We start from the raw sequence: 13,296 nt of genomic DNA, 5'->3' as shown, positions 1-13,296 counted from the left end.
TGTTTGAGGTTTCAGTTTTTATTGTAGTCTGGCTCATTGATCTGACAGGGGACATTTTTGTGCTCTGACAGACAAAAAGTGCACCGTCAAGACGGTGCACTTTGCAGGATGAACAGCTGTTAGCTTATTTGATCAAACCTACTTCTTTGTAGTACTTCTCAGCGCCCGGATGTAATGGGATGGAAATACCGGCTTTGATCATGTCTTCTTTCTTCAGGTTGGCGAAGCTGGGATGCAGGCGGGTGAAAACATGGAAGTTCTCAAACACGGCTTTGACCAGCGCGTAGACCGCATCATCCGATACATTGGTTGAAGACACTAATGTCGCGGCAACACCAAAGCTGTTGACGTCGCTGTCGGTACCACGGTACATGCCGCCCGGTACAGTCGATTTTGCATAATAAGGATTATCGGCAACCAGTTTGTCGATAGCAGCACCTGTGGCCGGAATCAGTTTGGCATCACAAGAGGTGGTTGCTTCTTTGATTGAACCGTTTGGATGGCCGACGACATAGACAAAGGCATCGATCTTGTTATCACACAAGGCCTGGGAACGCTCAGAACCTTTCAGCTCGGCCGCCAGTTTGAAGTCATCTTTGCTCCAGCCCATGGTATTCATGACCACTTCCATGGTGGCGCGATCACCAGAGCCCGGGTTACCAATATTGACGCGTTTGCCTTTCAGATCATCCAGGTTATTAATGCCTGAATCTGTACGGGCAATAATGTTGAACGGTTCTGTGTGCAGAGAGAAAACAGCCCGCATTTCTTTATACGGACCTAATTCTTTAAACTCACTGGTACCGTTATAGCCGTGATATTGCCAGTCAGACTGCACCACGCCGAAGTCCAGTTCACCGGCACGCATAGTGTTCACGTTGTATACGGACCCGCCGGTCGATTCGACAGAGCAGCGAATGCCATTGGTTTTACGATCGTTGTTCACCAGCTTACAGATAGCACCGCCGGTAGGATAATACACACCGGTGACAGAACCGGTACCTATGGTGATGAACTCTTCCGCTTGCGCCAATCCTGAGGCAAGAACGGTGGCAGATAGTGCGCTGACTTTTAACAGTTTTGTAAACGCCATTGTGATCCCTTCCTGTTGTGTTAATTCTTATCAGTACTGCAGGTACACGGCCCGCAATGCTTTAAACAAATCAAAGAGATAATAGCAAACGATCGGCGTATTATTGAAATAATGTAAAAACCTTTTTGTGAAAAAGTAATGATATTGCGACAACTGACCATATTTCAGAGCATAACTATCCACTGCAAAGCGGGGTAACCGAGCGGGAAAAGGCGGGGCGGAGAAGGGGGAAGAAGCACGCCCTCTCAGGTGAAACGGAGAAGGCGTTGCCTGAAGCTTGACTTACTTACTGTAATCAAACAGCGAGCAGACAGAGTCGAAGAGTTCCTCAGCGGTTGTGGTCAGGGTTGGGGTGATGAAAATCGTATCATCCCCCGCCACAACACCCAGGATGCCTTCGGCGCGGCCCAGTGAGTCAAGCAGACGGGCGATCACTTGCGCTGCGCCCGGACCGGTGTGAATCACGACCATGGCATGGTTATAACCCACCTCCATGACCAGTTCTTTCAACGGACTGCTGATGGTCGGTACGCCCAACTCTACCGGCAGGCAATACACCATTTCCATTTTAGCGTTGCGGGTACGTACCGCGCCGAATTTGGTCAGCATCCGTGACACTTTCGACTGATTAATGTTATCGAAGCCCTGTGCTTTCAAGGCATCGACAATCTCACCTTGAGAGCTGAATTTTTCTTCCTTGAGTATGGATTTGAATGCTTTTATCAAGCGTTCTTGTTTATCAGAACTACGCATAAGTAAATTTCATGTACAGGGAGAGGGTCCGTATTTTGTCACAACCTGTTAGCTGGTAGCAAACAATGTTCATTCGAACTTGGAACCAGATTACTGTTAATAGCTTAGTCGCCTGCATAACTATTAAATAAATCCACTGTTGAGACTGTTGTTAGCTTTTATCGGCGCAAGGAAAAGCAAACTTGCTCCCTGCGCAACATCGCAAAGCTGAGGGGGTATGATTGTATTTCGTTTAGGCTTGCTATACCGTCTTGGTGCCCGAGAAACTGAGAGACATTAGTAAGGGTTTGAAACATTGGGTATATGGCCTGAATTCTATCTGAAGGGGTCTGTCTGATGAACCCTGACTTCTATCGTAAAGGAGAACGAAAATGAAAGTTGCTGTTATTGGTGCGGCTGGTGGTATCGGCCAGGCTTTGGCTCTGCTACTGAAGAATGAACTGCCTGCCGGCTCTGACCTGGCACTTTATGATATTGCCCCTGTTACCCCTGGTGTTGCCGCTGATCTGAGCCACATCCCAACTCCTGTTTCTATCAAAGGTTATGCTGGTGAAGATCCGACTCCTGCACTTGAAGGTGCGGATGTGGTGCTGATCTCTGCCGGCGTCGCCCGTAAACCAGGGATGGACCGTGCGGACCTGTTCAACGTCAATGCCGGTATTGTTAAATCACTGGCGGAAAAAATTGCGGTTGTCTGTCCAAATGCCTGTATCGGTATTATCACTAACCCGGTTAACACGACTGTGGCTATCGCGGCAGACGTTCTGAAAAAAGCCGGCGTCTACGACAAGCGTAAGCTGTTCGGTGTGACTACGCTGGATATCATCCGCTCTGAAACCTTTGTTGGTGAGCTGAAAGGCCTGAATCCGCGTGACGTGAATGTCCCTGTCATCGGCGGCCACTCAGGTGTGACTATCCTGCCTCTGCTGTCTCAGGTTGAAGGTGTTGAGTTCACTGAAGAAGAAGTGAAAGCACTGACTCCTCGCATCCAAAATGCGGGTACGGAAGTGGTTGAAGCCAAAGCAGGCGGCGGTTCTGCCACTCTGTCAATGGGTCAGGCGGCTTGCCGTTTTGGTCTGGCGCTGGTGCGTGCCCTGCAGGGTGAGCAAAATGTGGTTGAGTGCGCTTACGTGGAAGGCAACGGCCAGCACGCTCGCTTTTTTGCACAGCCAGTTCGTCTGGGCAAAGACGGTGTGGAAGAAGTGCTGGATTACGGCACTCTGAGCGCGTTCGAGCAGAATGCCCTGGACAGCATGCTGGATACCCTGAAAGGCGATATCGCCCTGGGTGAAGAGTTCGCGGCAAAATAAGCCCGTACCCGACACCAGGCCGTCATAGCCTGATGACAATGAACAAAGCGGCCCTCCGGCCGCTTTGTTGTTTCTGGCACTGGGATTGAAGGGGGATTGCTCAGTAATAGTCGCCGCAGCCGCTGTGCAGCTGGGGCTCGTCGGTCAGTTCACTGCACGGGATATGGATCCTTTTATGATCCTTCAGATTCTCGATCAATGCAGTATTATGATCCGGATCGACCTCGATCACTTCGGCGATCCCCTGCGGGTATTCAACCCACATTCCCTTTTTCAGTTGGCTGGCTTGCATGCGTCACCTCCGTCTTGGGAAGAAACGGTCAGGGCACAGATCTCCCTTTACCTTGTATAACTATAGCGTAAAGAGAATTGGAGCTTGGCGCAGAGCCAGTCCGGGAGTGAAACGGGTGAGAGCAGTTTGGCTGCCGGGGCCATGTAACAAGAGAGTACAACAAGGCTGTGTAACCAGACATTGCAGCAAGACAGTACAACAAAAAACGGCCCGACAAGAGTCAGGCCGTTTTCGCTGAAGGGGCGGGTTTATTTGGTGCGATTGACCGACAGCCGGGCGACCGCGATCAGCGCATCTTTGTATTCGCTTTCAGCAAGTACCGACAGGGCGGCAATGGCTTTATCTGCTTCTTCTTCAGCACGTTGCTGAGTGTAAGCCAGAGAGCCGTGCTCTTCCATACAGGCCAGAATCGGTTGCAGTTTATCCAGCCCGTTGCCTTGCTCTATCGCGGCGCGAATCATGGCGGTTTGCTCTGGGTTACCGTGGTGCATGGCGTGAAGCAGCGGCAGGGTAGGTTTACCTTCCGCCAGATCATCCCCCACGTTCTTGCCCATCTCCTCGCCATCGGCGTTGTAATCAAGCACATCGTCGATGAGCTGGAAGGCGGTACCAAGATAACGGCCATAGTCCTGCAGGGCTGTCTCTACCTGTTCTGGTGCATCAGAAAGAATGGCTGCCACCTGAGTCGCCGCTTCAAACAGTCGCGCCGTTTTGGAGTAGATCACCTGCATATAGCTGGCTTCGGTAGTGTCAGGATCATTGCAGTTCATCAGCTGCTGGACTTCCCCTTCGGCGATCACATTGGTCGCTTCGCTCATGATGTCCAGGATCTTAAAGGATCTCAGGCTGGTCATCATCTGGAAGGAGCGGGTGTAGATATAATCACCCACCAGTACGCTGGCGGCATTGCCAAATGCAGCATTGGCGGTTGCTTTCCCGCGCCGCATATCAGATTCATCCACCACATCGTCATGGAGCAAAGTGGCGGTGTGAATAAATTCGATAAATGCCGCTGCGGTGATGTGTTTTTCACCCTGGTAACCTAGAGCCCGGGCGGCCAGAATTGCCAGAATGGGGCGCAAACGCTTGCCACCGCTGCTGACAATGTAAAATCCCAGTTGGTTGATCAGGGCGACGTCTGAAGTGAGTTGGGCCTGAATCTTTGCGTCAACCGCCGCCATGTCGTCAGCGGTGAGTGCTTGGATAGCTTTGAAATCCATGATACATCCAGCAAAATTGTTAGCCGTATCGGCGCAATCAAAATAAGAATTATGCACGCATACTACACTAAAATCTTCCCGGCTTCCTAACCTACATTGCAGCTATTTGGGCGACTTTTTCTGCTGAGCAGCTTTTCACCAATTTTCTTTAGCCAACGGCTTGCCATGTTCGGTGTTTTCCAGTAATATTCGCGCCCTATTGATGACAAGATTAAGCGCATACCCATTGCCCAATTTTGCCGTGGCAAATGGCCTATGCGGATAAGCGGAGTAAGACATGTACGCTGTTTTCCAAAGTGGTGGTAAGCAACACCGAGTAAGCGAAGGCCAAACCTTACGCTTGGAAAAACTGGACGTTGAAACTGGTGCGAACGTTGAATTTGACAAAGTTCTGCTGGTTGCCAACGGTGAAGAAGTAACAGTTGGTGCACCATTCGTTGCGGGTGGTAAAGTGACTGCTGAAGTTGTTACGCACGGTCGCGGCGATAAAGTAAAAATCGTTAAGTTCCGTCGTCGTAAGCATTCTCGTAAGCAAATGGGCCACCGTCAGTGGTTCACTGAAGTCAAAATTACTGGCATCAGCGCTTAATAATAGGAGAGTTTAGAGATGGCACACAAAAAAGCTGGCGGTTCTACTCGTAACGGCCGTGACTCAGAAAGTAAACGCCTAGGTGTTAAGCGTTTCGGTGGCGAATCTGTACTGGCAGGTAACATCATCGTTCGTCAACGTGGTACTAAGTTCCACGCTGGTAACAACGTAGGTTTGGGTAAAGACCACACTCTGTTCGCTCTGACTGATGGCAAAGTGAAATTCGAAGTGAAAGGTCCTAAAAACCGTAAATTCGTTTCTATCGAATCTGCTGAATAAGTTCAGTTTCGTTAAGAACGTGAAAGCCCTGCCTATTGGCGGGGCTTTTTGTTATGGCACAGGACAATATCAGTTTGAGTGCCTGCGGGTGTGTAAAGCCCTGAGAATTATTCCGATTGGTATTACAATAAAGACAGTCAGGTGGTGACTCCTGGCTGGCGAAGTGAACGCCAGAGTGCGGAGAATAAGATGAAATTTGTAGATGAAGCGGTAATCCGGGTGGATGCAGGTGATGGCGGCAACGGTACTGTCAGCTTCCGCCGTGAAAAATATGTCCCCAAAGGTGGGCCTGACGGCGGTGACGGCGGTGACGGCGGTGATGTATACCTGCTGGCCGATGAAAACCTCAACACGCTGATCGATTACCGTTTCGAACGTTTTCATGCAGCTGAGCGCGGCGAAAACGGCCGCGGTGGTAACTGTACCGGTAAGCGAGGCGATGACCGGGTACTGTCTGTCCCTGTGGGTACGCGTGCCGTGGACGAAGAAACCGGTGAAGTGATCGCTGATCTGACCCAGCACGGCATGAAGATCATGGTCGCCAAAGGCGGTTTCCACGGTTTGGGTAACACCCGGTTCAAGTCCTCGGTCAACCGTGCACCGCGCCAGAAGACGATGGGCACCAAAGGTGAGATTCGTCACCTGCGCCTGGAGCTGCTGCTGCTGGCGGACGTCGGCATGCTGGGTTTGCCGAATGCCGGTAAATCGACCTTTATCCGCGCTGTATCGGCCGCTAAGCCAAAAGTGGCGGATTATCCGTTTACCACCTTAGTGCCTAGCCTGGGTGTGGTACGGGTCGATAGCGAGCGCAGTTTCGTGGTCGCTGATATTCCCGGTCTGATCGAAGGTGCTGCCGACGGTGCCGGCCTGGGGATTCGCTTCCTGAAACACCTGGAGCGTTGCCGTGTGCTGCTGCACATGATCGATCTGCTGCCGGCAGACGGTTCGGATCCGGTGGAAAACGCCTTCACTATCCTCAATGAGCTGGAGCAGTACAGCGAGAAGCTGCTGAACAAGCCGCGTTGGATCATCTTTAACAAAGTTGATCTGCTGCAGGAAGAGGAAGCTCAGGCGAAAATCGAGGAAGTGCTGGAAGCACTGGCATGGGAGGAGAAATACTTCTGTATTTCTGCCCTGAACCGTACCGGTATTAAGCCATTGACCTATGAGCTGATGGATTTGATTGACTCCATTCCTCAGGCTCTGGTCGAAGAGGACGAAACCGAAGAAACCAAAGTCGATTTCAAGTGGGACGATTACCACGAGCAGCAACTGAAGAAAAGTGCTGCGAAAAGCGATGACGACGATGATGACGACTGGGATGATTGGAACGAAGACGATTACGACGTCGAAATCATTTACAAGCCGTAACTGGCCGTCTGATGTGAAAAACCGCTCTTTGGAGCGGTTTTTTTGTGCCTCATCAAATTGATCTTTCTCTTGTCGGAGATAATGATCAACAGAAAAAGCTCTGAGGGAGTCAGGATGCAGCCGGTTACAGTGAAAACGGAACGGGAGATTGCCCGGATAGTCGCTCAGGTGGGCCAGCGGCTGTTACAGCATGGCGCGGAATCGGCGGTGGTGGTGGATGTCAGCCAGCGTGTCGGCCTGGCGCTGGGGGTGGATGAGGTCAACATTGCGCTGACCGCCAATGCCATTGTGGTCACTGTGCATGTGGAAGGGCATTGCCTGACGACTACGCGCCGCTGCCGGGATCATGGGATCAATATGGCGGTTGTCACCCGGATCCATCATTTGTGTATCATGGCGGAAAAGGGGCTGCTGGATCCTGCGGCCATGTCGAAGCGTCTGTCTGCCATTGAGCCCCAGCGCTATCCGCCGCTGCTGGTGATCCTGATGATCGGTCTGTCCTGCGCTGCATTCTGTCTTCTGGCCGGTGGTGATCTGACGGTGGCCCTGATTACCTTGTTCGCCGCATCTGCCGCCATGGCGCTGCGCCTGATGATGGCGCACCATCATTTCAATCCGCTGCTGACCTTTGCTGCCGCCGCGTTTGTCGCGACGGCTGTCTCAGCGTTTGCCCCTTTGTTCGAGCTTGGCAATCAGCCCTTTCTGGCAATGGCATCATCGGTATTATTGCTGGTGCCGGGTTTTCCGCTGATTAATGCGGTCGCCGACATGGTGTCAGGTTTCGTGAATCTGGGCATTTCCCGTTGGGTAATGGCCAGTCTGCTGACCTTGTCGACCAGCCTGGGCATAGTGGCGGCGATGAACCTGTTTAATGTCTGGGGGTGGCTGGTATGACGTTCTGGCAATGGCTGTACGCGCTGCCTGCAGACATGGTGCTGGCGGCGATCCCGGCTGTCGGGTTTGCTATGGTCTTTAATGTGCCGGTCAGGGCGCTGAAGTACTGCGCCATGGCGGGGGCGCTCGGTCACGGCTGTCGTTTTGTGCTCATGCATCAGGGCATGCCGATTGAATGGGCGAGCTTCTTTGCCGCTTTGCTGGTCGGGATAACAGGAATTATCGGGTCGCGCCGGCTGCTGGCGCCGCCGCATGTGTTCACCGTGGCGGCCGTGATCCCTATGGTGCCCGGTGTTTATGCTTTTAAGACCATGATTGCGCTGGTGGATCTCAATCAGCATGGCTTTTCTCCTGAGATCTGGCAGCGTATGGCCGAAAACGGGATCACCGCAGCCTTTACCGTGGCAGCGCTGGCCATAGGGCTGGCAATGCCCGGCTTAATGTTTTATCGTCGCCGACCAGTGATTTAAAAGGGAGTCGATGTGTGAAGATCAGTATGGTTGCCGCTATGGCAAAAGATCGTGTGATTGGCAAAGACAACGCCATGCCCTGGCACTTGCCAGCCGATTTTGCCTGGTTTAGAAAAGTCACCATGGGTAAACCGGTTGTCATGGGACGCAAAACGTTTGAATCCATTGGCCGGCCTTTGCCGGGGCGCCACAATATTGTGATCAGCCGCAACCCGGACTTTACCGCCGACGGCGTGACAGTGGTGGCTGATCTTTCTGCTGCCCAGCTTGCAGCAGGGCAGGTCGATGAATTGATGATCATCGGTGGTGGCAGCGTGTATGCAGAATGTCTGCCAGTCGCAGACCGTCTCTATCTGACCTTTATCGATCTCAGTGTCGAGGGAGATACTTGCTTCCCGGACTGGGGAGACGGCTGGCGGCAGACGCACAGCGAGCACTACGCGGCCGATGAGAAAAATGCCCACCAGATGGAATTTGTGATACTGGAACGTCAGTAAACCTGCCTGCCGCTGTTTTCTTGCCTCCGGCTCTGGCCGTTACCATGCCATAAATTTGGCATGGTAACGTGTGCCTGCTAGCCGCTCTCAAGGGGTAAGCGACGAGCTGAGCGCTGAGTGAGCGGAGAAAAAACGTGGTCCTGTCAGAGTTTGTCTTGCTTAAACCATTGCTGGTCTTCCCAGCGCAGCATGGTGAGCTGATGGCCCCAGACACAGCCGGTGTCCAGTCCGATCGCCTTGTCATCCTGATAGCCCATCAGTGAGGCCCAGTGGCCGAAAATAACGGTTTTTCCCAGCGGCTGCGTGCGCGGAAAGCGGAACCAGGGCAGCAGATGATCGGTGCCCGGTTCGCCCGGTGGCAGCTTGCAATGCATCTCCAGCCGGCCATCGGGATACAGGTAGCGCATCCGGGTCAGCGCATTGATGGTGTAGCGTAACCGGTCCAGCCCCGACAGCTCAGGATCCCACAGATCAGGCTCATTGCCATACATATTGCTCAGCAGCCAGTGCTGGTGCTCGCTTTGCAATATGGCCTCGACGTCGCGCGCGCAGCGGCGGGCATCGTCGAGCTGCCATTGCGGCGGAATACCGGCATGCACCATGACAACAGGGTGTGTGGGGTGTTCGGCCAGCAGAGGCTGGCGGCTGAGCCAGTCAAGCAATGCGTCACTGTCGCTGGCCTGCAAAACCGGATCAATCCGATCTTTCTGCTTGGCTTTGCCTATGCCCCGGGCCACAGCCAGTAAGTGCAAGTCGTGGTTGCCCAGCACGCTGGTGGCACTGTTACCCAGTGATTTCACCAGACGCAGGGTGGCCAGAGAGTCCGGCCCGCGGGCAACCAGATCGCCGGCCAGCCAGAGTTCATCGTGCTGTTCACTGAAGCCCACACGCTCGAGAAGCGCACAGAGTTCGCGGTAACAGCCCTGAATATCGCCGACCAGATAGGTTGCCATTATCGCCCCTGTCTAGTGCAGAATATTGGGGATAGCCAAACGGAAAGGCACGATGTCGGCATTGAACTCGTTACCGTGGTCGTCGACCATGACGTAATGGCCTTCCATCACACCCAGTGGTGTTTCTATGATGGTGCCGCTGGTATAGGTGTATTCATCATTGGGGGCGATGGTAGGTTGTTCACCGACCACACCTTCCCCTTCCACCACCAGTTTCTTGCCATTGGCATCTGTGATCAGCCAGCGGCGGCGAAGCAGTTGTGCGTTGCCCTGGCCCAGGTTGCAAATGGTAATGGTGTACGAAAAGACGTAGCGGTTCTGTTCCGGCTCAGACTGGTCATCAATGTAATGGGTGATGACCCGGCATTTGATGGTAGGGATAACTTTGTTGTTCACCTTGCTGCTTCCTTTCTGATACGACAATGCCTTTGTGCAAGGCAGTTGCCGGGCGTATGGCCCGGCACATTACTTAGTGGCTGTGGTTGGCATCCAGCCAGTTAGCCATAGACACAAACTGTTCAAGTGTCAGGTTTTCCGGACGCGAGCCAGGGTTAATGCCCAGGCTTTCCAGTGTGTCCACGTCCATGATGGCTTTAAAGCAGTTACGTACCGTTTTACGGCGCTGGTTAAAACCATCCCGGCAAACACGGTCCAGCCATTTCAGGTTAGTACAAGGATGCGGTAATGTTTCATACGGTGCCAGCCGAACCACAGCAGAATCCACTTTGGGAGCGGGTTTGAAGGCGCTTGGCGGCACTTCAAGCACTGGCATCACTTTGCAGTAATATTGCGCCATCACGGTCAGGCGGCCATAGGCTTTGGTGCCCGGGCCGGCAGCCAGACGGTTGACCACTTCTTTCTGCAGCATGAAATGCATATCTTCAATATGCTGGTGGAAACTGAACAGGTGGAACATCAGCGGCGTTGAAATGTTGTAAGGCAGGTTGCCAAAAATCCTCAGTTTATTGTTTTCCCTGATCAGCTGAGTGAAGTCGAAACGCATGGCATCGCCTTCATGGATCGTCAGCTTGCCGGACAGATCCGGGTGATTGCGTAAACGCTCGGCCAGATCGCGGTCCAGCTCAATCACTGTAAATTTATCGACCTGTTTACCGACAGGCTCGGTCAGTGCGCCCAGACCGGGACCGATTTCAACCAGATTCTGGCCCGGTTTCGGGTTAATCGAGGCGACAATGTTGTCGATGATGTATTCGTCGTGCAAGAAGTTCTGGCCAAAGCGCTTACGGGCGCGGTGGCCTAAATGGACCTGATCACTGCTCATTGTTTTTTATCTACCATTTCGATGGCGTGGGTAAGCGCTGTCCAGAGGCTCCCTGTGTCCGCCTGTCCGGTACCGGCGAGTTCCAATGCGGTACCATGATCAACTGATGTTCGGATAAAAGGTAATCCCAGAGTGATATTGACGGCATTACCGAACCCTTTGAATTTCAGCACTGGCAGACCCTGATCGTGGTACATCGCCAGCACGGCATCGGCTTCGGCCAGGTATTTATCCTGGAAAATGGTATCGGCTGGCAGCGGGCCAACCAGATCCATACCGTCCTGCTCTCTCAGAACATTCAAGGCCGGCGTGATCACTTCGATCTCTTCCCGGCCCAAGTGGCCATCTTCACCGGCATGCGGGTTGAGGCCACAGACATAAATTTTCGGCTGTTTGATGCCAAACTTGCTGATCAGATCGGCATGCAGCACCCGAATTACCTGATGAATACGATCTTCGGTTACCGCTTTGGCCACATAAGCCAGCGGAATGTGGGTGGTCACCAGCGCCACACGCAGCCCTTCGGTTGCCAGCATCATCACCACCTGATTGGATTGTGCCTGCTGGGCGAAAAATTCTGTGTGTCCGCTGAATGAGACGCCCGCACGATTAATGATGCCCTTATGCACCGGCCCGGTGACCAGTGCGGCAAATTCGCCGTCCATATTGCCTTCGGCAGCACGGCGGAGGGTGTCCAGCACGTAATGACCGTTGTGCTCGTCAAGCTGGCCTGGGGTCACACTGGCTTTCAGCTGGTGGCTGTCGACCACCAGAGTACCTGCACGATGCGGCTGGGCCGGACGGCTTGGATCATAGTTGATGATTTCCAGCGGTAAGCCCAGCAGGGCCGCACGTTCTGCCATAAGTTCGGCGTTGGCACAAACTACCAGCTCGTGCGGCCACGGCTGTTGTGCCAGTGCCACGACGAGATCCGGGCCAATACCCGCCGGTTCTCCCGGCGTGATGGCAATACGTTTAACCTTGTTCATCATCAAATCCTGGTTGTTCAATATAGGCGCCGGCCCGCAGTTCCTGCAGCCACGCCTGGGCTTCCTCGTTAAATTTACGGCTGAAGAGAATCCGGTAAGCACGGTTCTTCGCGGCCGCATCGGTGCGGTCAACCTGACGGCGATCCAGCACTTCCACAATATGCCAGCCATGTACCGTCTGGAACGGTTCACTGACGGTGCCTGCAGGCAGGGTTTCAACCTGCTGTTTGAATTCAGGGACGTAAATATCTGGCGTCTGCCAGCCCAGTTCACCGCCATTGGCCGCAGAGCCCGGATCGGCACTCAGTGCCTGGGCTGCATCAGCAAAGCTGCGCTTACCGGCGATAATGTCCTGGCGAACCTGCTCGAGTTGTTTCTTCGCTCCTTCATCGCTGAGGATGACAGAAGTTTTCAGCAGGATGTGGCGGGCATTGATTTCGGTGACTGAGACAGTCTCCTGGCCTTTCACATCATTGATTTTGAGAATGTGGTAACCCACACCGCTGCGGAATGGCCCTATGATAGCACCTTTCCCCTGACCTTGGATCTGATCGGCAAAGATAGTCGGCATTTCTTCCGGGCTCATCCAGCCCCAGGCCCCTCCTTGCAGGGCTTTGGGACCATTGGACGCACTGTAGGCCAGGTTGGTGAAATCAGCCCCCTGGTTCAATTGCGCCAGCAATTCGTTGGCTTTTCGCTCGGCCGTCTGGCGCTCCGACTGACTGGCACCTTCGCCCAGGCGGATCAGGATATGGCTGACATTGTATTGCACGCTTTCCTGCTGCTGCTGGCCCAGTTGGGTCACCAGGCTGTCCACTTCCTGCGGCAGAATATTGATCCGGCGGCGCACCATGATGGTACGGGCTTCACTGGCGGTCAGATCGCGGCGGATTTGCTCGCGGAAAATCGGGTAGCTGATGCCACCGGCGGCCAGCTCCTGCTGCAGTTGGGCCAGGGACATATTTTGCTCGGCAGCAATCTGGCTGATCGCCTGATCCAGGCGGTTGTCATCAATACGGATACCAAATTGCTCTGCCTGTTGCAGCTGCAGGGTTTCCATGATGAGTTTTTCCATCACCTGATTGACCAGAATGCTGTCGTCCGGCAGGGGCTGGCCCTGACGCGCCGCATTGAGATGGACGGTTTTCAGCATCGCATCGACATCGCTTTGCAGGATAACGCTGTCGTTAACAATAGTGACCACTTTGTCCAGTGGCTGCAGGGCGGCCAGCGAACCGGTTGTCAGGCCCAGAAGAGTCAGGCCGAGAATAAAAGACTTCCACATTTTCATATCCGTATCCAGG

Annotated in this window: 16 protein-coding genes; 7 read left to right on the top strand and 9 right to left on the bottom strand. The window is 53.5% G+C overall.

Going from position 1 to position 13,296, the window contains the following annotated elements; genetic code table 11:
- Positions 1-124: 124 nt before the first annotated feature.
- The gene (locus H511_RS0107850; protein WP_027251818.1) at positions 125-1,093 is read right to left on the bottom strand and encodes a TAXI family TRAP transporter solute-binding subunit; all 969 of its coding nucleotides are present in this window, start codon (positions 1,091-1,093) and stop codon (positions 125-127) included.
- A gap of 282 nt (positions 1,094-1,375) precedes the next feature.
- Complete coding sequence (gene argR / locus H511_RS0107845; protein ID WP_027251817.1) at positions 1,376-1,846, bottom strand: transcriptional regulator ArgR; 471 nt, start codon at positions 1,844-1,846, stop codon at positions 1,376-1,378.
- A gap of 371 nt (positions 1,847-2,217) precedes the next feature.
- Here argR and mdh point away from each other — a divergent pair, with 371 nt between their 5' ends.
- On the top strand, positions 2,218-3,156 hold the full coding sequence (gene mdh, locus H511_RS0107840; RefSeq protein ID WP_027251816.1) for a malate dehydrogenase: 939 nt from the start codon (positions 2,218-2,220) through the stop codon (positions 3,154-3,156).
- 100 nt (positions 3,157-3,256) lie between these two features.
- On the opposite strand, the gene H511_RS0107835 is transcribed toward mdh, so the two are convergent.
- Both H511_RS0107835 and ispB read right to left on the bottom strand, forming a co-directional pair.
- Positions 3,257-3,448, bottom strand: a complete 192-nt coding sequence (locus H511_RS0107835) for a hypothetical protein (RefSeq protein WP_027251815.1) — start codon at positions 3,446-3,448, stop codon at positions 3,257-3,259.
- A 248-nt stretch (positions 3,449-3,696) separates the two neighbouring features.
- The gene (gene ispB / locus H511_RS0107830) at positions 3,697-4,668 is read right to left on the bottom strand and encodes an octaprenyl diphosphate synthase (RefSeq protein ID WP_027251814.1); all 972 of its coding nucleotides are present in this window, start codon (positions 4,666-4,668) and stop codon (positions 3,697-3,699) included.
- Positions 4,669-4,945: 277 nt separating this feature from the next.
- Here ispB and rplU point away from each other — a divergent pair, with 277 nt between their 5' ends.
- From rplU to folA, 6 genes are all read left to right on the top strand, one after another.
- Positions 4,946-5,257: a 50S ribosomal protein L21 gene (gene rplU, locus H511_RS0107825; RefSeq protein ID WP_027251813.1), complete on the top strand. Its 312-nt coding sequence runs from the start codon at positions 4,946-4,948 to the stop codon at positions 5,255-5,257.
- Positions 5,258-5,275: 18 nt separating this feature from the next.
- Positions 5,276-5,536, top strand: coding sequence for a 50S ribosomal protein L27 (rpmA, locus tag H511_RS0107820; RefSeq protein WP_027251812.1), 261 nt, complete (start codon positions 5,276-5,278; stop codon positions 5,534-5,536).
- 189 nt (positions 5,537-5,725) lie between these two features.
- A complete protein-coding gene (gene cgtA, locus H511_RS0107815; protein ID WP_027251811.1) occupies positions 5,726-6,907 on the top strand; it encodes an Obg family GTPase CgtA in 1,182 nt (393 codons plus the stop codon).
- A 114-nt stretch (positions 6,908-7,021) separates the two neighbouring features.
- The gene (locus H511_RS0107810) at positions 7,022-7,801 is read left to right on the top strand and encodes a threonine/serine exporter family protein (RefSeq protein ID WP_027251810.1); all 780 of its coding nucleotides are present in this window, start codon (positions 7,022-7,024) and stop codon (positions 7,799-7,801) included.
- On the top strand, positions 7,798-8,271 hold the full coding sequence (locus tag H511_RS0107805) for a threonine/serine exporter family protein (RefSeq protein ID WP_027251809.1): 474 nt from the start codon (positions 7,798-7,800) through the stop codon (positions 8,269-8,271). Before H511_RS0107810 ends, H511_RS0107805 begins: the two co-directional genes overlap by 4 nt.
- Before the next feature lie 14 nt (positions 8,272-8,285).
- Positions 8,286-8,768 (top strand): type 3 dihydrofolate reductase, encoded by a 483-nt coding sequence (gene folA, locus H511_RS0107800; protein WP_027251808.1) that lies wholly within the window; start codon positions 8,286-8,288, stop codon positions 8,766-8,768.
- Positions 8,769-8,911: 143 nt separating this feature from the next.
- Here folA and H511_RS0107795 read toward each other — a convergent pair whose 3' ends face one another.
- The 5 genes from H511_RS0107795 to surA all read right to left on the bottom strand — a co-directional run bounded on the left by H511_RS0107795 (position 8,912) and on the right by surA (position 13,283).
- Positions 8,912-9,721 (bottom strand): symmetrical bis(5'-nucleosyl)-tetraphosphatase, encoded by an 810-nt coding sequence (locus tag H511_RS0107795; RefSeq protein WP_027251807.1) that lies wholly within the window; start codon positions 9,719-9,721, stop codon positions 8,912-8,914.
- Between the two features lie 12 nt (positions 9,722-9,733).
- Entirely contained in the window at positions 9,734-10,117 is a 384-nt protein-coding gene (gene apaG, locus H511_RS0107790) for a Co2+/Mg2+ efflux protein ApaG (RefSeq protein WP_027251806.1), read from the bottom strand.
- 73 nt (positions 10,118-10,190) lie between these two features.
- Positions 10,191-11,003: a 16S rRNA (adenine(1518)-N(6)/adenine(1519)-N(6))-dimethyltransferase RsmA gene (gene rsmA, locus H511_RS0107785; RefSeq protein WP_027251805.1), complete on the bottom strand. Its 813-nt coding sequence runs from the start codon at positions 11,001-11,003 to the stop codon at positions 10,191-10,193.
- A complete protein-coding gene (gene pdxA, locus H511_RS0107780; protein ID WP_027251804.1) occupies positions 11,000-11,992 on the bottom strand; it encodes a 4-hydroxythreonine-4-phosphate dehydrogenase PdxA in 993 nt (330 codons plus the stop codon). Before pdxA ends, rsmA begins: the two co-directional genes overlap by 4 nt.
- On the bottom strand, positions 11,979-13,283 hold the full coding sequence (surA, locus tag H511_RS0107775; RefSeq protein WP_027251803.1) for a peptidylprolyl isomerase SurA: 1,305 nt from the start codon (positions 13,281-13,283) through the stop codon (positions 11,979-11,981). Before surA ends, pdxA begins: the two co-directional genes overlap by 14 nt.
- Positions 13,284-13,296: the final 13 nt, after the last annotated feature.

The organism is Photobacterium halotolerans DSM 18316 (genome assembly GCF_000425165.1).
GTDB classification, from domain to species: Bacteria; Pseudomonadota; Gammaproteobacteria; order Enterobacterales; family Vibrionaceae; genus Photobacterium; species Photobacterium halotolerans.
Note: the sequence above shows the minus strand (reverse complement) of the source record. Positions and strands in the feature narration are given on the sequence as shown.